Below are 19,109 nucleotides of genomic sequence, written 5' to 3' on the forward strand. Positions count from 1 at the left end.
AATGTATATCAAGACAGCCCTTTGGGGCGCGGCTGCTGCCGTCACCCTCGCCCCCATGGCGATGGCTGACGGGCACGAAGCCCGCGGCCGCGACGGCGAAGTCAAAATCATCTATTGGCAAGCGCCTTCGATCCTGAACCCGTTCCTGTCGGGCGGGACCAAGGATGTTGAATCGGCCTCGCTGGTCATCGAACCGCTGGCCCGTTTCAACGAAACCGGCGAGCTGGTGCCGTGGCTGGTCGACGAGATCCCGACCGTGGCCAATGGCGGCGTGTCCGAGGACCTGACCTCGATCACCTGGAAAATCACGCCGGGCATCGTGTGGTCGGATGGCACCGCCTTCACCTCGGCCGACGCCAAGTTCACCTATGAATACTGCACCCACCCCGAGGGCGGCTGTGCGCAGGTGACCAAGTTCGAAGGTGTCTCGTCGGTGGAAACGCCGGACGCGCTGACCGTTGTGGTGAACTTCGAAAAGCCGACGCCCTACCCCTATGGCCCGTTTGTTGGCGGCGAAAGCCCCATCATCCAGGCCGCACAGTTTGCCGATTGCATGGGCGCCAAGGCCCCCGAATGCACCGAGCAGAACTTTAACCCGATCGGCACCGGCCCGTTTGTTGTGGAAGAATTCCGCACCAATGACGTGATCACCATGGTCGCCAACGAAAACTATCGCGAGCCGGGCAAACCCGCCTTTGGCAAGCTGACCTTCAAAGGCGGCGGCGACGCCACCGCAGCAGGTCGCGCCGTGATGGAAACGGGCGAGTTCGACTATGCCTGGAACCTGCAGCTGGCCCCCGATGTGATTGCACAGATGGAAGCCGGCGGCAAAGGCACCCCGGTGGCAGGCTTTGGCCCGCTGGTGGAACGCATCATGCTGAACAACACCAACCCCGATCCGGCGCTTGGCCCGGACGAGCGTTCGGTGATCAAGCCGCACCCGTTCCTGGGTGACCCGGCCGTCTACAAAGCCATGTCGATGGCCATCGACCGGCCGCTGCTGGTCGAGATCGGCTATGGCAAAGCGGGTAAAGTGACCTGTAACTGGGTTCCGGCACCGGCTGCGTTCAACTCGACCTCGATGACCTGCGACGTGCAGGATATCGCGGGCGCAAACGCCATGCTGGATGCCGCTGGCATCGTGGATACCGATGGTGACGGCGTGCGCGAAAAAGACGGTGTGCCGCTGAAGGTTCTGTACCAGACCTCGACCAACGCCGTGCGCCAGGACTTCCAGGCGCTGATCAAGCAGTGGTGGTCCGAGATCGGCATCGAAGCCGAGCTGCGCAACCTGGATGCATCGGTCTTCTTTGGTGGTGACCCGGGTTCGCCCGATACCTTCCAGAAGTTCTATGCCGACGTTGAAATGTACGCCAACACCTTCAACGGCACCGACCCGCAGGCCTATCTGGGCAACGGTCTGTGCGACAAGGCTCCCTCGCCTGCGTCGCAGTGGCAGGGCGAGAACATCTCGCGCTTCTGCATGCCGGAATATGACGCGCTGCACGCCAAGCTGGCCACCACGGCTGGCATCGACGAGCGCGCCGAAATCGGCAAAGCCCTGAACGACATGATCGTACAGAACGGCGGCATGATCCCGCTGGTTCACCGCGGTCGTCTGTCGGCCCACGCCAACAGCCTTGGCGGCGTGAAGCTGAACGTTTGGGACAGCGAGATTTGGAACGCTGCCGACTGGTATCGTATCAAAACCAACTAAATGACGGCGTCGGCCCCGGTATATCTGCCGGGGCCGACCCTTTCCTGACCAAGGCTACCGCGCATGCTGACATTCACGATCCGACGCCTGATGATCTCGGTCCCGACGCTGCTGTTGATCTCGTTGGTGATCTTTCTGCTGCTGGAACTGGCCCCGGGTGACCCGATGGCCCAGGTTCCGCTGACCGTTCCACCCGAAGTGAAACAGAAAATGCGCGAGGCGCTGGGGCTGGGGGAACCCATCCCGATCCGTTACGTCAAATGGCTGGTCCAGTTTTTCTGGATCGAACCGCTGCACCTGATTGACCAGATGATTGGCACCGGCTTTGCCGAGGACAAGCTGCGCGTTGTCAGCTGGCAGTCGCGCAGCCCGGTCATGGACATCGTCTATGAACGCCTGCCGCAGACCCTGTGGGTGGTGGGCATGTCGTATGTCGTCGGTGTTCTGATCGCCCTGCCGATCGGCATCTATTCCGCCTACAAACAATATTCCGTCTTCGATCAGGCCGGCACCTTCGTGTCGATGATCGGCTTTTCGGTGCCGCCGTTTTTCTCGGGCGTGCTGATGATCGTGATCTTCTCGGTCTCGCTGGGCTGGTTCCCGTCGATCTATGACACCACGCACGAGGTCACCGACTGGGCCAGTTTCAAGAAACAGATCAACCAGATGTTCCTGCCGGTCATGGTTCTGGCCCTGCAAACCACCGCGCAGATCAGCCGGTTCATGCGGGCCTCGATGCTGGATAACCTAAACCAGGACTACGTGCGCACCGCGCGCGCCAAGGGGCTGGGCGAGGCCGTGGTGGTCATGCTGCACGTGGTGCGCAACTCGATGATCCCGGTGGTGACCGTGATCGCGTTGGGTGTGCCGGGCATATTTGGCGGCGCCATCATCACCGAGCAGGTGTTCAAGGTGAACGGGATCGGCCAGCTGCTGATCACCTCGATCCAGGGCAACGACCTGCCCACGGTGCAGACGCTGACCTTTATCTTCGCGATCCTGATCGTGCTGTTCAACCTGGTGGCCGATATTCTGTACGGCATTCTTGACCCGAGGATCCGCTATGACTGATGCCACGCTAAGCCGCGAAAAGCCGCGCAATCAGTGGCTGGATGTCTGGGATCAGTTCCGATCCCATGGCGGTGCCTTCTGGGGTGCAATCTTCTTCCTGCTGGTCATCCTCAGCGTGCTTCTGGGCCCGCTGATCTATCCGCACGATCCGACATTGGTGCCCACGGGCCGCGATTTCATCCGTCTGAAGGACATGCGGCCCATCTACACCGCGCTGTGGGACAGCGGTGCCAAGGTCAGCTGGGCGCACCCGCTGGGCACCGACCAGATCGGCCGCGACACGCTGGCGCGGATGCTGTCGGGCGGGCAGGTATCCATCGCCGTGGGCCTTGCCGCGATGGCGCTGTCGCTGTTTCTGGGCACGCTGGTCGGCGTGACGGCGGGCTATTTCAAACGGCTCGATGGCATCCTGATGCGCCTGACCGACCTGTTTTTGGCCCTGCCCCTGCTGCCGCTGATTCTGGTGGCGGTGCTGTTGTTCCGCGAGGTTCTGTCGGCCACCTTTGGCCCCGAGGGCGGCATTTTCGTGCTGATCGTGGTGCTGATCGGGTTCACCAGCTGGATGCAGACCGCGCGGATTGTGCGCGGCGATGTGCTGGCGCTGAAAGAGCGCGAGTTCATCCTGGCCGCCCGCTCCATCGGCACACCAAACCGGCGGATGATCCTGCGCCATATCCTGCCCAACGTGCTGTCGCCGATCATGGTGTCGGCAACGCTGGGCATCGCGCAGGCAATCATCACCGAAAGCGCGCTCAGCTTTCTGGGCTTTGGCTTTCCGCCGGACTTCCCCACCTGGGGCCGGCTGCTGTTTGATGCGATCGACCGGATGGTGCTTTATCCCGAACGGGTGCTGTGGCCCGGCCTGGCGATCTCGTTCACCGTGCTCAGCGTGAACTATATCGGTGACGGTCTGCGCGACGCGCTTGATCCCCGCATCCGCGGGCGGTGATCACTTCTCGATGGCGTGGCGGATGCGCCGCGCCATCAGCCACACGGCCAGAATGACAACCGGTGCGATCAGCGCCAGCAGCGTCCCCTTCGACAGGCCCAGCGGCCCGGCCAGCGGATAAATCAGGTATCCTGCCAGGCTGACCGCGTAATACGAGATCGCCACCACCGACAGCCCCTCGACCGTCTTTTGCAGCCGCAGCTGCAGATCGGCGCGGCGGTCCATACTGACCAACAGGTCCTGGTTTTGCGAGCTGCGCGCCACGTCGACCTGCGTGCGCAGCAACTGCCCGGCGCGGCCAGCCCGTTCGGTCATGCGTTGCAGGCGCTGTTTGGTGGACCGCACGGTGCGCATCGCGGGGTCGTACCGGCGGGTCATGAACTCCGACAATGTCTGCAACCCGCGATACCGTTCCTCGCGCAGCACCTTGATACGTTGCAGCACAATGGCCTCATACGCCTCGGTGGCGCCAAAGCGAAAATCGGTGCGCGCGGTCATCGCCTCCAGATCGGCCGAGATGCCCAACAGTTCCGCCAAAGCTGCGTCTGCTGCTGCAGGCGCTTCGGAAAGCCCGCCCACCAGACCAACAAGCCGTTGTTCAACCGCTGCAATCTCGCCTCCCAATGCACGCGCCTTCAACAGACCCAGCATGGACACCGTCTTGTAGATCTCGATCTCGGTCAGCCGCTGCACGATACGCCCGATCCGACGGGGCCCGGTTGACGGGTCTGCAAAAACTGCAAATCGGCAATGTCCGCCGGCATCCATCCGGAAATCCGACGCTACAACGGCGGCGTCATCCAGAATGCGCGCGCTGGCAAGGCTTTCCGCCTGAAACCAATCGGTCATCAGAGCCGGGATTTCTTCGTCATCCAGCGCACGTTGTTCCACGCGAATATGTCCCGAAGCAATGCGCATGCCCGGTGCTTCGGTCAGCCAGTCGTCGGGGAACACCTCGAACTCCTGCGGGTCAAATGCCCGGGCGCTGCGGTGGTCGGAAAACATCAGGTAACTGACGAACTCGGTATGGCATTCCCATTTCAACTGGTATCGACCAACGGTTCCCGAATAGTGCGTGGCGTCGGGATTGGGATGCGACGCGCCAAACCGATCCAGCAAGGATATCAAATGCTTACGTTCTGCATCCACATCCACAGTGCCGGCGTCGAGCGTCGGTTTCAGAGCCAGGAACAAGGCCTGCCCCGGGGCCGCCATCGTTGGAAACGGGCGGGCATGAATCTCGTTCGTCAGGACATAGCGATCAGGGTGATTGCGCAAAGACATGGGGCAGGATCCGGCTTGTTCAGCATTCGTCCTACGGCATGTTGGCGCTCAGGTAAATTGTTTTCTGTTTGTTTTCAACCGCTTAACGGTACACCGATGTGTACAGAAGCCTAAAACAAACAAAAACAGGGGCCGTTTGGCCCCTGTTTCCGTTGAGCGGTGGTCTGAAGCTTACTTCAGGCCTTCGTTGTTGTCGTCATCTTCGGCATAGATCGTTGCGAAGATGGCGGCTGCGCGGTCGCTGCCTTTGGTCGAAACGGCGCCCAGCAGGCCGTCGTTGTTGCTGTCATCCTGTGCTTCGATCACGGCGAAAACGGCGTCAGCAGCAGCCGAACCTTTGGTCGAAACAGAAGTCAGCAAGCCTTTGTTATTGCTGCCATCCTGGGCTTCGATCGTGGCGAAAATGTCGGCGGCCGAAGGGGCGGCAAAAGCCGGAGCAGCAGCAGCAAGGATCAGGGCGGTGGCGGTTGCGAATTTGGTCATTTTAGTCTCCATCTGATTTTGGTCTCGCGGGTCTTTCCCGCTTGGATGAGAGACATTTGGGGTGGGGTGTTCCGTTCTTCAATGCGCGGAAGGTGGAATTTCATCGTTTTTCTGCGCACGTGTGCACACATACCCGTGAGCCCGTGTTACATTGAAACGTAACCCATTGGAAAGGAACCAAAACTTGCAATTCTTCTTGCAACTTTCCACCGGCGGAATCCGCGAAGTTTAAACTTCTGCCACCCCACGCTGCCCAAAATCGCAAGTTTTCCGTCCAAAAAGGACCCCCGCAACACAGCACCAACCCGAGCGCAAAGCCGCAAGGCGCCGCGCGAGACATCACTCGCGCCGCAAGGCGCACATTTGGGTTGGGGGCGGAACGGGCCCCCGCCCTTGGCGGGGGCCTTGAGCTTAGGCGGCCGCGGAGACCGCGCGCTTGGTCAGCACCTTGATAAGATGCGCACGGTATTCCGGCGTGCCGTGCAGATCGCCGATCATGCCGTCGGCCGAAACGCTCAGCCCGTCCAGCGCACCGGCCGAGAAATCAGCCGACAGGGCGGCCTCGGCCTCGGACCAGCGGAAGACGCCGCCCTCGGACGCGCCGGTGACCGCCACGCGCACGCCATCGGCGTATTGCGCGACAAAGACGCCGGTCAGGGCAAAGCGCGAGGCGGGCTGCAGGAACTTCTGATAGCTGGCGGCCTGCGGCACCGGGAAACGCACGGCGGTGATGATCTCGCCCTCGTCCAGCGCGGTGGTGAACATTCCGTCAAAGAAGTCATCCGCCGCGATTTCGCGCGTGTTGGTGACAACCGTCGCGCCTGAGCCCAGAACCGCCGACGGGTAACAGGCCGAGGGGTCGTTATTGGCCAGGCTGCCACCGATGGTGCCGCGATTGCGCACCGCTGGGTCGCCGATACCACCGGCCAGCGCGGCCAGCGCCGGATAGGCCCCGGCCTGATCGGCCACGGTCGCATGGGTGGTGGCCCCGCCAATAGTCAGCGCGCCGCCATCGGACGACACGCCCGACATGCCCGCAATACCGGTCAGGCTGACCAGCGTAGTGGGCGCGGCGAGGCGCTGTTTCATGGTGGGGATCAGGGTCTGCCCCCCGCCCAGCGCCTGTGCCTCGTCCCCTTGCAGGGCGGCGGCGGCTTCCTCGACGGTGGAGGGGCTTACAAAGTCAAAATTATGCATCTTGCTATCCTCCGGGATCAGCTGTTCATCGCGGCCCAAACACGGGCGGGCGAAACGGGCATGTCGATATGGTCTACTTTATGGCCGGCGCGGTTCAGCGCATCCAGCACCGCGTTCACCACGGCAGGCGGCGAGCCGATGGCCCCGGCCTCGCCACAGCCTTTCACACCGAGCGGGTTATGCGTGCATGGCGTGCAGGACGAGTGGTCCACCACAAGGTTCGGCAGGTCATCGGCGCGCGGCATGGCGTAATCCATGAAGCTGCCCGACAGAAGCTGGCCATTGTCGTCATAGACCGCGCTTTCGCGCAGGGCCTGGCCGATACCCTGGGCCAGACCGCCCTGCACCTGACCTTCGACAATCATCGGGTTGATGACGTTGCCGAAATCGTCCGCCGCGGTAAAGGCCACCACGTCAACCGTGCCGGTATCGGGGTCAACCTCGACCTCGCACAGATACGAGCCGGAGGGATAGGTGAAGTTAGCGGGGTCGTAAAACGCCGTCTCTTCCAGCCCCGGTTCGATATCTTCCAGCGGGTAGTTATGGGGCACATAGGCTGCCAGGGTCACATCGCCCCAGGCCACCGATTTATCGGTACCCGCGACGGAGAACTGACCGTCTTTCAGTTCGATGTCATCTTCGGCCGCTTCCATCAGGTGGGCCGCGATTTTCTTGGCCTTGTTGATGATCTTCTCGGTGGCGCGCACCATGGCCGAGCCGCCAACCGCAAGGCTGCGCGAGCCATAGGTGCCCATGCCCATCGGCACTTTGGAGGTGTCGCCATGCACGATGTCGATCTGATCCTCGGGCAGGCCGATCATGTCGGCCACAACCTGGGCAAAGGTGGTTTCGTGGCCCTGACCGTGGCTGTGGCTGCCGGTGAAGACGCTGATCGAGCCGGTGGCGTTCACGCGGACCTTGGCGCTTTCATACAGACCGGCGCGGGCGCCCAGCTGTCCCACGAGGTTTGAGGGTGCGATGCCGCAAGCCTCGATATAATTTGCCAGTCCGATGCCGCGCAGCTTGCCATTGGCCGCACTTTCGGCGGCGCGGGCGGCAAAGCCATTATAATCGCCAAGCTCCAGCACCTTATCCAGCGTCGCATCGTAATCGCCGGTGTCGTATTCCACCGCCACGGGCGTGGCATAGGGGAACTGATCGGGCTTGATGAAGTTCTGGCGGCGCAGCTCGGCGGGATCAACGCCCAGTTCGCGCGCGGCCTTGTCGATCACGCGTTCCAGCTGGAACGTCGCCTCGGGGCGGCCAGCGCCACGATAGGCATCAACCGGCACGGTATTGGTAAAGACCGCCTTGACGTTCACATAGATCAGCGGCGTGGTGTAGTTGCCCGCCATCAGCGTGCCGTGCAGCCATGTGGGGATGGCCGGGGCGAAGGTGGACAGATAAGCGCCCATATTGGCGTAGGTTTCGGTGCGGATCGCGGTGAACTTGTTGTCTGCATCCAGCGCCAGTTCGATCTTGGTCACGTGGTCGCGGCCATGGGCGTCGGACACGAACGCCTCGGCCCGGGTCGAGGTCCACTTGACCGGGCGGTTGAGGACCTTGGCGGCGAAGGTGCAGAACGCCTCTTCGGCGTAGTGGTAGATCTTGGAGCCGAAACCGCCACCCACATCGGGGGCCACAACGCGCAGCTTGTGTTCGGGGATCGACAGCACGAAGGCGCCCATCAACAGCCGGATCACATGCGGGTTCTGCGAGGTGGTATAGAGCGTGTATTCGTCATCGGACCGGTTATAGTCGCCGATCGCCACGCGCGGCTCCATCGGGTTGGCCACCAGACGGTTGTTCACCAGATCCAGCGAAGTCACATGCGCGGCCTCGGCAAAGGCGGCGTCGACGGCCTCGCGGTTTTCCTCGACAAAGCCCCAGTCGAAACAGAGGTTCGACGTCAGGTCGTCATGCACCTTGGTGGCGCCATCGTCCAGCGCGGCCTTCATGTCGATCACGGCAGGCAGTTCGTCGATGTCGATCTCGACCGCCTCAGCCGCGTCGCGCGCAGCCTCAAGCGTTTCGGCCACCACGACGGCGATGGGATCGCCTACGTGGCGTACCTTGCCCTCGGCCAGGATCGGGTGCTTGGGTTCCTGCATCGCGTTGCCGTCACGGTCGGTGATCTGCCAGCCGCAGGGGATGCCACCGGCGGCGGCGAAATCGGCGGCGGTGAACACTTTGATCACGCCGTCCATAGCCTCGGCGGCCGCGGTGTTGATGGAATTGATCGTGCCATGCGCCACATCCGAGCGGATGAAATGCGCATAGGTCTGACCGTTGATGTTGATGTCGTCGGTATAGTTGCCGTTGCCGGTCAAGAACCGGACGTCTTCGCGCCGCTTGCTGCTGGCGCCGATGCCACTGTCTTTGGGCATGGTGTATCCTCCCTGGATGGTGGGGTGCCCCACCTTGCAATCTGTCGGTTATTCGGCAGCGATGGCGCCCGGAACTTCTTGGCCCGAGGCGGCCATGATGGCGCGCACGATGTTCTGATAGCCGGTGCAGCGGCAGATATTGCCCTCGAGATAGTCGCGGATCTCGGCCTCGGTCGGCTTGGGGTTGTCTTTCAGCAGCGCGGCCGCCGACATCACCATGCCCGGCGTGCAGAACCCGCATTGCAAGCCGTGATGGTCCTGAAACGCCTGCTGGATCACACCCAGCGAACCATCGGCGTTTGCCATGCCTTCAACCGTGGTGACCTCGGCCCCCGCAGCCTCGGCCGCGAACATGGTGCAGGATTTCACCGCCTGCCCGTTCACATGCACAACGCAGGCCCCGCATTGGCTGGTGTCACAGCCCACATGGGTGCCGGTCATGCCCAGCCCTTCGCGCAGGTACTGCGACAGCAGCGTGCGCCCTTCGGCTTCGGCAGAAACTTCGCTGCCATTCACCGTCATAGTGATAGTCGCCATCTCTCTCTCCCTGATATTGTGGCGTCAGCTGGAAATGACCCGCTTTAGCCACCCTTTCTTTTCGCCGCCCTCGTCCGGGGCGGCGTCGTCCTGTTGGTCTTCGTCGGCCGCCGGTCCCTCAACCGTGGCCTGGAAACGTTCGAAGAACTGATCGGCCATCTTGCGGGCAAAGCCATCGATCAGGCGGCTGCCCAGCTGTGCCAGCTTGCCACCCACCTTGGCGTTCACCTCGTAGCTGAGCAGCGTGCCGGTTTCACTGTCGGCCAGCGTCACGCGCGCCTCGCCCTTGGCAAAGCCCGCCGCGCCGCCCTTGCCTTCGCCCGACAGGGTGCAGCTTTGGCCCTCGACCACGTCGCTGATGGTAACGGCACCTTTGAAACGCGCCTTTACGGGGCCCACCTTTTGCACCACTTCGGCGGTAAAGCCTTCGCTGGCTGAGCCTTCCATGGTTTCACAGCCGGGCACGCAGGTTTTCAGAACCTCTGCATCCAGCAGCGCGGCCCAAACCTGGTCACGGGGGGCGGCAATTTCGCGGGATTCGATCAGTTCCATCGGGGGCTCTCCATTCTTCGTAGACCCAGCATAGCCCGCTGGACAAACGCCGATCTATGCGACCTTGGGTGTATGCGTGGCCATGGCGGGTGTGAGGGCTTTAGGGTAACGCGGTTTCACCCCGGAGGCGAAGAAAAATCCCTGTGAATTTGCACGAGATTTACGACCAATGGGCCGTTTTCCTTTGCCAGCCCGCGTGACTATGTTGAAAGGACCACAACAGGAGACCGCGCCCGTGCCACCCCGCGATATCAAGACCGCGCTGATCATCGAGGATCATCCGTTGTACAGTGACGCGCTGTCGCTGACCCTGCAGGCGGTTGCGGGCGTACAGACGCAGGCCGTCGCACCCAGCCTTGCCGACGGTCTGGCGGTTCTGGCCGATGGCCCGGCGGCCGATATGGTGACGCTGGACCTGGGTCTGCCGGATGTGGACGGGATGGACGGGTTGGCCCGCCTTGTGGCCGCGACCGATGCGCCGGTGCTGGTTGTGTCCTCACTGGCAGATGACCGGGTGATCACAACGGCGTTGAAAGCCGGTGCGGCGGGATATGTGCCAAAACACTCGTCACGCGATGTGTTCCGCACCGCGATCGAACATCTGACAACAGGGCGCAGCTTTGTGCCGTTGGGTTGCATCACAAGCGATCAGACCGACGAGGCGGACGAACCCGCCCATGTGGCGGCCGAGCGTCTGGCGACGCTGACCCCGCAGCAAACGCGCATCCTGCAACTGATCTGCGAGGGCAAGCTGAACAAGCAGATCGCCTGGGATCTGAGCATCGCCGAGACCACCGTAAAGGCCCATGTCACGGCCATTATGCGCAAACTCGGCGTGCAAAGCCGCACGCAGGCTGTGCTGCTGACGAAACAGGCCAGTTTCTCTACCCTGTTGCAGCGGCCGCCGCCACCTGCATAGATCGGGGGCATGAGGGAGGAGACCACGATTACCCAGCAACCACTTGTTCGCAGCGCCTTTGCCGATGCCTGCGCCCCCGACCCGGTGGGCGATCTGGCACGCGGCCTTTCGGGTGCGCCTGCGGCCGAACTGGTGGTGCTGTTTGTCTCGCCCCGCGCCAACGCCGCGGCGGTGATTGCCCGCGCGGCGCAGGTGTTTGCCCCTGCATCGGTTATCGGTTGCACCACGGCAGGCGAAATCGGGCCGCAGGGATATGCCGAGGGGCAGATCGTGGCGCTGATGCTGCCCAAGGCGCACTTTCGGGCGCGTATCACCCGGATTGACGCGCTGGAGACCGTGGGAACAGGAACCGGACTGATCGACAGGGTGCTGCGCACCCGCACCGCCCTGCTGCGCGATCACCCCCATTGGCCGCACGAGTTTGCTTTTCTGATGGTCGACGGGATGTCGACGCAGGAAGACCGGCTGGCCGCGCATCTGTCCGCCGGGATCGGAACCGTGCCCCTGTTTGGCGGGTCCGCCGGGGACGGCGATGACTTTGGCCGAACATTTGTGCTGCATGACGGGCAGACCCATACGAATGCGGCGGTGCTGGTGCAGCTGCGCACCGATTGCCCCGTGCATGTCTTTTGCTCGGATCACATGATCCCGACCGCCCAGCGCATGGTGGTCACCCGCGCCGATCCCGCCCGCCGCATCGTGCACGAGATCAACGGCGCCCCCGCTGCCCCCGAATATGCCCGCATTCTGGGCAAGGACCCCACGCAGCTGACAACATTTACATTCGCCGCGCATCCCGTGGTGGTACGGATCGGGGATCACCATCACGTCCGGTCGATCCGTCAGGTGTTGGAAAACGGCGATCTGGCCTTTTTCTCGGCGGTGGATGAAGGCGTGGTGCTGAGCCTGGCCGAGGCCAAGGACATGGTCAGCCACCTGCAGGAAGAAATGGCCGCGCTGCATGACAACAACGCACCGGATGCCATTCTGGCCTGTGACTGCGTGCTGCGCCGCAAAGAGGCCGAGCAGCGGCAGGTTGTCGGACAGCTGTCCGATGTGCTGGCCGACAACAACGTGGTGGGCTTTTCCACCTATGGTGAGCAGGTCGGCGGCATGCATGTGAACCAGACACTGACGGGCGTGGCCATCTACCCGCCGGATCGCCGCCCATGAGCCATGGCCTGATAAACCCTGCCGACAGTCTGGAACAACAGAACGAAAAGTTGCTGACCATCGCTGCCGCGCTGATGCGCCGGGTGGAACAAAGCGCCGATGCGCCCGGCGCGGCCTATGCGCAGTTTCAGCGCGCCGCGCTGTTGGAGGAAGAGGTGCGCAGCCGCACCGGCGAGCTGGAACACGCGCTGGACCTGCTCAACAGCTCCAACGCGCAGCTGGAGCGCGCAAATCGCGCCACCGAGGCCGCCCGCGCCGACCTTGCCAACGCGATCGAGGCGGTGCGCGAGGGGTTTGCCCTGTTCTCGCCCGATGACCGTCTGGTGCTGTGCAACAGCCGGTTCGGTATGCATATGCCCGAGCTGCGCCGCCACTTGCAGCCCGGTTTGGCCTTCGGCGATTACGTCGCGCAGGTCGCTGTTAGCCCGGCGTTGGACCTGCCGCCCGGCGACACGGCGCAGGGCTGGGCCACGAACCGCATGAACCGCCACGCGCAAGATCACGTGCTGTTCAACGTGGCGCTGACCGGTGACCGATGGCTGCAGGTTTCCGAGCATCGCACCCCCACCGGTGGCACCGTGGTTCTGCAGACCGACGTCACCGGGATCATGCGGCGGCAACTGCAAGAGCGCGAGCGCATGCTGGACGATCAGGCCCGCCTGATCCGCGCGACGCTGGAACACCTGAATCAGGGCGTGTGCATCTTTGACGGCGAAGGCTGCCTTGTGGGCCGCAACACGCAAGCCAGCGCGTTACTGTCCGTGCCCCTGTCGCGGTTCGAGCTGGGCACGCCCTTTGCTACGCTTTTTGCCGGGCTGTCCGGCGCCATGCCGATGGACCGGTTGCAGGGCTGGATGGCTGCGGGTGACCAGGCCGCGCCGCTGTCAGACGAGCTGTCGCTGCCCGGCCCGCGTGTTCTAACCCTGTTTGCCGAGAAGATCCCGACGCAGGGTTTCGTGATCAGCTTCACCGATATCTCGCAGGAACGCGCCGCCACGCAGGCCGCACGCGAAGCCAACGAAACGCTGGAACGCCGCGTAGTGGAACGCACGCTGGAACTGCAGGACGCGCTGGCCGAGGCGGAGCGGGCCAACCAGTCGAAATCGCGTTTTGTTGCGGCGGCCAGCCACGATCTGTTGCAGCCCTTGTCGGCTGCCAAGCTGTTCCTGTCGACCCTGGATGCCGGAACCGATCAACGCGCAACTGCCGCCAAGGCCGCCCGCGCGCTGAGCAGCGTGGAAAGCATTATCGAGGCGTTGCTGGATATCTCCAAGCTGGATGCGGGCCGGGCCACGGTGCATCTGTCGCCGGTGCGGATCGACCGGTTGCTGGCGCAGTTGGCCGACGAAATGACACCCCCGGCGGTGGCCAAGGGTCTGGATTTGCGGGTGGTGCCTTGCCGCGCCGTGGTGATCAGCGACGCCACCTATTTGCGGCGTATTCTGCAAAACCTGATCTCGAACGCCATTCGGTACACGGTGTCGGGCCGGGTTCTGGTGGGCGCGCGACGGCTGCGCGACGCGGTGCGGCTGGAGGTGTGGGATACCGGGCCGGGCATCCCCGAAGCCGCGCGCGAGCGGGTGTTTGGCGAGTTTCAGCGTCTGGATGCGGCGGCCAGCGCGGCCGAGGGTATGGGGCTGGGCCTGTCGATTGTCGAGCGGGCCTGCGCATTGTTGCACCACCCGCTAAACCTGATCTCGACCGAGGGGCGCGGCAGCGTCTTTCAGGTTACGGTGCCGCTGGACGGCGCGCCGGCGCGGGGCGGGTTGGCGATGGTGGTTGGCAAAGCAGATTGCACCGCCGAGATCATCGCCGCACTGGAGGCCGAGGGGATCGATACGCTGAGCGCGCCCAGTGCAGCCGAGGCCGAGGCGCTGTTGGCCGAGCTGGACCTGCATCCCGATGTGGTGTTGTGCGGTGCCACGCCCCTGCCCCGCACCGCCGCGCCGGTCTTTTGGATCGGGGCGGGTGCAGCCCCGGCGGGTGTGCCGGTTGTGGGGGCGCAGGATCTGGGCCCGGTGCAGGCGTTGTTGGGCGCTTAGTCGCGCCCGGCCTCCCACGCGGCCCAGGCCTCGGGCGTGTCCAGATCGGTCACCGCGCCCTGACCCGGCGTGGGCACGTCCACCACCATCTCGGACGCGGCGCGCAGCACCTCGCGCGCACCTGTGTCGCCGCGCAGGGCGCTGAGCGCTTCGAAAAAACGGCGACTGAACAACACCGGGTGACCGCGTGTGCCGTCTGCGGCGACCGACCGGCAGATCTCGGCCCCGGTATCGGGATCAAAGGCGGCTGTCAGGGCGCGAAAATGATCGGTGGTGACCTCGGGCATATCGGCCAGTGCCACGATAACGCCGGCGGCGTCGGCGGGGATATCGGCCAGCCCGGCGCGCAGGGATCCTGCCATACCTTCGGCCCAATCCTCGGTCTCGGTGACGGCCACGGGCAGATCCCCCAGCGCGGCACGTCGGGCAGTGTGGCCCTTGGGCAGGACCACGCGGGTTTCGGCACCTGTGTCGGCCGCGACCGCAATGCGCGCGGCGCGGTGCAGCAGCGCCTCGCCATCTACCTGCCGGGTCAGCTTGTCCTGCCCACGCATGCGGCGGGCGCGCCCGGCAGCCAGCAGCAGGATCGCAACGCCGGATTGCGCCTGCAACGGGGCCCGGCGCGGTTGGGCACGTTGCGGAATTTCCTTCAGAAGCCCTCCTACTCCCATCGCGGCGATATCCCCGGTGGTGATCGACAGGCCAGCGACGATGCGTTCCAGCACCCAGTCGGCGCCATTGAGCGCCGGCGAACGCGCACAGCCGGGCAGACCTATGACCGGCGCGCCGTTCAGCGTGCCGGTAAAGAGCAGGTTGCCCGGATCAACGGGCATGCCGAACCGGGTAATCGCGCCGCCGGCCTGTTCGACGGCCGCCGGGGCCACATCGCCCCGGTCCGAGGTGGCCGAGGCGCCGAAGATCAGCGTCAGGTCGGCGGCGGTGCGTGTCAGCGCGGCGGCCACGTCATCGGTGCGGTGGGGGACGGTTTGAACCTGGTTCAGGTCAACGCCCAGGCGGGTCAGGCGGGCCCGGGTCACGTCCTGGGCCTTGGTCAGAAGGCTGGGCTTGAAGCCCGGCGTTTCGGTCAGGATCAGGGCGGCGCTTTTCACGCGGTTGCCGCGCACCGCCAGGGGCGGTGCTTGAACCGCGTTCATCGCGCCGCGCAGCGCGGCACCCGGCAGCGCGTAGGGGATGATCTTGACGGTGGCCAGCAGGGTGCCGGCGGTCACGCGGTGGGCATGGGGCAGCGTGGCCAGCGAGATCGCCTCGTCCACCGCGTTAAGCGCGGTGAGCGTTTCGGTGTCGACGGTGAAGAGCCCGTCGCGCGCCGCGACGAGGTTCACGCGGCCGGTAAAGGGCGCCTCGGCCCGGATGCCATCGCCGGCCAGCGCGGTGGCCAGCGATTGGGCGGCGGCGTCTTCGGCCACATCGCCGGGGTCGAGCCGGGCGACGGTGACCTGCGCCACGCCGGCGGCCAGCAGGTCGTCGATATCTCTCTGGTCCAGCACCCGGCCCTTCTTGAACACGCGGCCGGCGCGCAGCCCGTGGGCCAGCACCGCGCCCAGCGCCTGATCGGTTGGGACGGGTCCGAACTTCACGGGCGGGTCTCAGGACGGCGCAGGCGCTCGGTCATCTGGCCAAGGATCGACACCGCGATCTCGGCCGGGGTTTTCGACCCGATATTCAGGCCCACGGGGCCGTGGATGCGGGCAATCTGGGCCTTGGAAAACCCTTGCTGCTGCAGGAACGCCACGCGTTTGCCATGGGTGCGGGTGGAGCCGAGGCAGCCGAGATAGAAGATATCCGCCCCCAGCGCCGCCTGGATCGCGGGATTGTCCAGCTTGGGGTCGTGGGTCAGCGTCACTACAGCGGTGCGCGCATCCAGCCCGTGGGCGGCCAGCGCCTCGTCCGGCCAGTCGTTCACAACCGTGTGGCCAGGGAAGCGGGCGGTGGAGCCAAAACTGTCGCGTGGGTCGATCACGGTGACGTCGTAGCCAGCCAGCGCCGCCATATCCGACAGGGCCTGCGCGATATGCACCGCGCCGATAATGGCCAGCCGCAGGGGCGGCATGTGCAGGCCAATGAAAAGTTCACCATCGAGCCGCGATTTCTCGGCCAGCGCGGCCTCGGCGATCTGCGGGTCGTCCAGCGCGGCGATCTTGCGGTCCCACGTGGACATGTTCACCACATAGGCGGCGGGGCGACGCGCGGCGCGGGCGGCGGCCAGATCGCGCAGCAGGTCCGAAGACGGCCCCTGCCCCACGCCGATGGGTTCCACCAGCACCTTGATCCGCCCGCCACAGGCCAGACCCACGGCAAAAGCATCGTCATCGCTGACGCCGAACTCCAGCACGCGGCATTCGCCGGTTTCCAGCAGGTCCAGCGCCTCGGCCACCACGGCGCCTTCGACGCAGCCGCCCGAGACCGACCCCACCATCGCCGCATCGCCGGATATTGCCAGCTGCGCACCCACGGGCCGGGGGGCCGAGCCCCAGGTTTCCAACACCGTGGCCAGCGCCACCGGCTGGCCTGCGTCGACCATGGCCAGCGCGGCCTCGATGATCTGATCGTGTTCGGCAATGCTCATGACATCATCCCCATCAGCCGGGCCTTTTCGCCGGTGTCCCCGGGGGTGGAGATCGCGGCGGCCAGCCCTTCCAGCGAGGCAATGGAATGCCCCGCCCTGAACGTATCAACATGGGGTAGCATCGCGCGGATGCCAATGGCCTTGGGCGCGAATTGGTCCCATCGCAAAAGCGGGTTGATCCAGATCAGCTGTCGGCAGCTGAGGTGCAGGCGCTGCATCTCGGCGCCCAGCGCTTTGGCATCGCCCCGGTCCAGCCCGTCGGTGATCAGCAGCACCACCGCGCCCGAGCCCAGCACGCGGCGCGACCAGTCGCGGTTAAACGCGTGCAGCGTGTCGCCGATCCGCGTGCCGCCCTCCCAATCCTGTGCCTCGGCCCCGGCGGCGGCCAGCGCGGCATCCACATCCCGGGTCACGAGGTGGCGGGTGATATTGGTCAGCCGGGTGCCAAAGGTGAAGGCATGCACCCTGGCCCATCCCGCGCCCTTTTGCTGCGCGACGGCGTGGACAAAATGCAAAACCATCCGCGAATATTGCGACATAGAGCCGGAAATATCGCAAAGCACCACCAGGTTCGGCCAGCGGGTGCGGCGGTTGCGGGTGGCAAAGTTGCGAATCTCGCCGCCGTTGCGGGCGGCATCGCGCATGGTGCGGCGCCAATCGGGCAGCTTGCCGTGGCTGGCGGCCATGGTGCGGCGCGACCGGATCGGTTTCACCGGCAGGCGCAGCCGGGCCAGCATGCGCTTGGCCTGGGCAATTTCGTCGGTGCTCATCTGTTCAAAATCCAGCGTCTTCAGGCGTTCCTGCCCGCTGGTGGTGCGGCTGGCGTCGATCTCGATCTCTTCGCCCTCGGCCTCGGGGATCTCGGGCAGATCGCGCTCCACCCCGTCCAGCAACGCCTCGGCCGCGCGTTTCTCGGCCGCGCGGGCCTGCCGCTCCTGCGCTGCGCCGCGCACCGAGGGCAGCATCATCGACATCATCTGCTCCATATACCGCGGATCGCGCCAGAACAGACGAAAGACCTGCGCAAACACCGCGCGCTGTTCGGGGCGCGACACGAAACTGGCGTGCAGCACCCAGTAAAAATCGGTCTTGTCGGTGAAGCCCGCGGCCTCGACCGCGCGCACCGCGTCCAGCACCCGGCCCGGCCCCACCGGCAGCCCTGCCTTGCGCAGCGCGCGGGCGAAATGCACGATATTGTGGGCCAGCTTGCCGTCTTCGGGAATGTCCAGCGCGGCGGATTCCGACATGTCAGGCCGCCAGTTCCGCCTTCACCTCGTCCAGCAGGCGCTTGGCGTCCGAGCCCTGCAATTTGGCGATATCGTCCTGGTATTTCAGGATGGCGCCGATGGTGTCGGCAATCACCTCGGGGCTGAGGTCGATCACATCCAGCGCCAGCAGGCATTTCGCCCAGTCGATGGTTTCGGCCACGCCGGGTTTCTTGAACAGATCCTCGGTGCGCAGCTTTTGCACAAATGCCACCACCTGCCGGCTGAGCGCATCTGACGCCTCGGGCGCGCGGGCCTGCAGGATCTCCAGCTCGCGCTCAAAAGCGGGGTAGTCAACCCAGTGATACAGGCACCGGCGTTTCAGCGCGTCGTGCACCTCGCGCGTGCGGTTCGAGGTCAGGATGGCAATCGGCGGCTCGGGCGCGGTCACGGTGCCCAGCTCGGGGATGGTGACCTGAAAGTCGCTGAGCGCTTCCAGAAGGAAAGCCTCGAACGGCTCATCGGTGCGGTCCAGCTCGTCGATCAGCAGGACCGGGGCGCCGCCTTCCTGCGGCTGCATCGCCTCCAGCAGCGGGCGGCGGATCAGGTAACGGTCAGAAAACAGGTCATCGGGCGCGCTGCCCCCGTCGGCGGCCCGAATGGCCAGCATCTGCGCGGCAAAGTTCCATTCGTAAACGGCGCTGGCCGCATCCAGCCCCTCGTAACATTGCAGGCGGATCAACCGGCGGCCCAGCATGGCGGCGATGGCCTTGGCAATCTCGGTCTTGCCGACGCCGGCCTCACCCTCCAGAAACAGCGGCCGCCCAAGGGTCAGCGCCAGAAAGGTCACGGTGCTCAGCGCGCGGCCTGCCACATAGTTCTGGCCCGCAAGTGCGGCCTGCACCGCGTCGATCGAGTTCGGCTTGTCCACCCGCATCCTCCCAAATCCGGTTGCCCCTTTGTCGCGCAATTGCACGGGCAAGGCCATGCGACTTTCGGACGGGGC

16 protein-coding genes are annotated in these 19,109 nt (G+C 64.6%); 6 read left to right on the forward strand and 10 right to left on the reverse strand.

Translation table 11 applies throughout. The features are described 5' to 3' along the window. The first annotated feature begins 1 nt into the window (after position 1). From ACMU_RS11035 to ACMU_RS11045, 3 genes are all read left to right on the forward strand, one after another. Entirely contained in the window at positions 2-1,717 is a 1,716-nt protein-coding gene (locus ACMU_RS11035; protein ID WP_035259456.1) for a peptide ABC transporter substrate-binding protein, read from the forward strand. A 63-nt stretch (positions 1,718-1,780) separates the two neighbouring features. Next, positions 1,781-2,788 (forward strand): ABC transporter permease, encoded by a 1,008-nt coding sequence (locus ACMU_RS11040; protein ID WP_035259457.1) that lies wholly within the window; start codon positions 1,781-1,783, stop codon positions 2,786-2,788. Next, entirely contained in the window at positions 2,781-3,737 is a 957-nt protein-coding gene (locus ACMU_RS11045; protein WP_035259459.1) for an ABC transporter permease, read from the forward strand. The genes ACMU_RS11040 and ACMU_RS11045 overlap by 8 nt, the downstream gene beginning before the upstream one ends. Here the strand turns inward: ACMU_RS11045 and ACMU_RS11050 are convergent, their stop codons facing one another. The 6 genes from ACMU_RS11050 to ACMU_RS11075 all read right to left on the reverse strand — a co-directional run bounded on the left by ACMU_RS11050 (position 3,738) and on the right by ACMU_RS11075 (position 10,177). Then, positions 3,738-5,021 (reverse strand): DUF3422 family protein, encoded by a 1,284-nt coding sequence (locus ACMU_RS11050; RefSeq protein WP_035259460.1) that lies wholly within the window; start codon positions 5,019-5,021, stop codon positions 3,738-3,740. Positions 5,022-5,192: 171 nt separating this feature from the next. Beyond that, positions 5,193-5,504: a hypothetical protein gene (locus ACMU_RS11055; RefSeq protein ID WP_035259236.1), complete on the reverse strand. Its 312-nt coding sequence runs from the start codon at positions 5,502-5,504 to the stop codon at positions 5,193-5,195. 411 nt (positions 5,505-5,915) lie between these two features. Beyond that, on the reverse strand, positions 5,916-6,701 hold the full coding sequence (locus ACMU_RS11060; RefSeq protein ID WP_035259822.1) for an FAD binding domain-containing protein: 786 nt from the start codon (positions 6,699-6,701) through the stop codon (positions 5,916-5,918). Between the two features lie 17 nt (positions 6,702-6,718). Beyond that, a complete protein-coding gene (locus ACMU_RS11065) occupies positions 6,719-9,088 on the reverse strand; it encodes a xanthine dehydrogenase family protein molybdopterin-binding subunit (RefSeq protein WP_035259462.1) in 2,370 nt (789 codons plus the stop codon). 48 nt (positions 9,089-9,136) lie between these two features. Then, complete coding sequence (locus tag ACMU_RS11070) at positions 9,137-9,625, reverse strand: (2Fe-2S)-binding protein (protein WP_035259464.1); 489 nt, start codon at positions 9,623-9,625, stop codon at positions 9,137-9,139. 24 nt (positions 9,626-9,649) lie between these two features. Next, a complete protein-coding gene (locus tag ACMU_RS11075) occupies positions 9,650-10,177 on the reverse strand; it encodes a CoxG family protein (RefSeq protein WP_035259465.1) in 528 nt (175 codons plus the stop codon). Positions 10,178-10,379: 202 nt separating this feature from the next. Between ACMU_RS11075 and ACMU_RS11080 the strand changes: the two genes are divergently transcribed. Genes ACMU_RS11080 through ACMU_RS11090 form a run of 3 tightly spaced genes read left to right on the forward strand, consistent with a single transcriptional unit; the run spans position 10,380 to position 14,311 of the window. Continuing rightward, on the forward strand, positions 10,380-11,096 hold the full coding sequence (locus ACMU_RS11080) for a LuxR C-terminal-related transcriptional regulator (protein ID WP_051588279.1): 717 nt from the start codon (positions 10,380-10,382) through the stop codon (positions 11,094-11,096). After that, complete coding sequence (locus ACMU_RS11085; RefSeq protein WP_035259467.1) at positions 11,097-12,269, forward strand: FIST N-terminal domain-containing protein; 1,173 nt, start codon at positions 11,097-11,099, stop codon at positions 12,267-12,269. It abuts the gene before it with no gap. Next, a complete protein-coding gene (locus tag ACMU_RS11090; protein WP_081805498.1) occupies positions 12,266-14,311 on the forward strand; it encodes a sensor histidine kinase in 2,046 nt (681 codons plus the stop codon). Before ACMU_RS11085 ends, ACMU_RS11090 begins: the two co-directional genes overlap by 4 nt. On the opposite strand, the gene ACMU_RS19920 is transcribed toward ACMU_RS11090, so the two are convergent. From ACMU_RS19920 to ACMU_RS11110, 4 genes are read right to left on the reverse strand one after another with little or no spacing between them, the layout of a single operon-like run. Further along, positions 14,308-15,909 (reverse strand): NTP transferase domain-containing protein, encoded by a 1,602-nt coding sequence (locus tag ACMU_RS19920; protein ID WP_035259469.1) that lies wholly within the window; start codon positions 15,907-15,909, stop codon positions 14,308-14,310. The two genes, ACMU_RS11090 and ACMU_RS19920, sit on opposite strands and share 4 nt — an antisense overlap. Further along, positions 15,906-16,898 carry an XdhC family protein gene (locus ACMU_RS11100; RefSeq protein WP_051588280.1) on the reverse strand — a complete coding sequence of 331 codons (993 nt, stop codon included), beginning with the start codon at positions 16,896-16,898 and terminating at the stop codon, positions 15,906-15,908. Before ACMU_RS11100 ends, ACMU_RS19920 begins: the two co-directional genes overlap by 4 nt. After that, on the reverse strand, positions 16,895-18,145 hold the full coding sequence (locus tag ACMU_RS11105; protein WP_035259470.1) for a vWA domain-containing protein: 1,251 nt from the start codon (positions 18,143-18,145) through the stop codon (positions 16,895-16,897). The genes ACMU_RS11100 and ACMU_RS11105 overlap by 4 nt, the downstream gene beginning before the upstream one ends. Position 18,146: 1 nt before the next feature. Continuing rightward, entirely contained in the window at positions 18,147-19,034 is an 888-nt protein-coding gene (locus ACMU_RS11110; protein ID WP_152544590.1) for an AAA family ATPase, read from the reverse strand. Between the last annotated feature and the right edge of the window lie 75 nt (positions 19,035-19,109).

Source organism: Actibacterium mucosum KCTC 23349 (genome assembly GCF_000647975.1).
Taxonomy (GTDB): Bacteria; Pseudomonadota; Alphaproteobacteria; order Rhodobacterales; family Rhodobacteraceae; genus Actibacterium; species Actibacterium mucosum.

Coding starts and splice junctions, on each gene's coding strand:
- ACMU_RS11035 (WP_035259456.1), top strand. CDS start 2: ATGTATATCAAGACAGCCCTTTGGGGCGCGGCTGCTGCCGTCACCCTC.
- ACMU_RS11040 (WP_035259457.1), top strand. CDS start 1,781: ATGCTGACATTCACGATCCGACGCCTGATGATCTCGGTCCCGACGCTG.
- ACMU_RS11045 (WP_035259459.1), top strand. CDS start 2,781: ATGACTGATGCCACGCTAAGCCGCGAAAAGCCGCGCAATCAGTGGCTG.
- ACMU_RS11050 (WP_035259460.1), bottom strand. CDS start 5,021: ATGTCTTTGCGCAATCACCCTGATCGCTATGTCCTGACGAACGAGATT.
- ACMU_RS11055 (WP_035259236.1), bottom strand. CDS start 5,504: ATGACCAAATTCGCAACCGCCACCGCCCTGATCCTTGCTGCTGCTGCT.
- ACMU_RS11060 (WP_035259822.1), bottom strand. CDS start 6,701: ATGCATAATTTTGACTTTGTAAGCCCCTCCACCGTCGAGGAAGCCGCC.
- ACMU_RS11065 (WP_035259462.1), bottom strand. CDS start 9,088: ATGCCCAAAGACAGTGGCATCGGCGCCAGCAGCAAGCGGCGCGAAGAC.
- ACMU_RS11070 (WP_035259464.1), bottom strand. CDS start 9,625: ATGGCGACTATCACTATGACGGTGAATGGCAGCGAAGTTTCTGCCGAA.
- ACMU_RS11075 (WP_035259465.1), bottom strand. CDS start 10,177: ATGGAACTGATCGAATCCCGCGAAATTGCCGCCCCCCGTGACCAGGTT.
- ACMU_RS11080 (WP_051588279.1), top strand. CDS start 10,380: ATGTTGAAAGGACCACAACAGGAGACCGCGCCCGTGCCACCCCGCGAT.
- ACMU_RS11090 (WP_081805498.1), top strand. CDS start 12,266: ATGAGCCATGGCCTGATAAACCCTGCCGACAGTCTGGAACAACAGAAC.
- ACMU_RS11100 (WP_051588280.1), bottom strand. CDS start 16,898: ATGAGCATTGCCGAACACGATCAGATCATCGAGGCCGCGCTGGCCATG.
- ACMU_RS11105 (WP_035259470.1), bottom strand. CDS start 18,145: ATGTCGGAATCCGCCGCGCTGGACATTCCCGAAGACGGCAAGCTGGCC.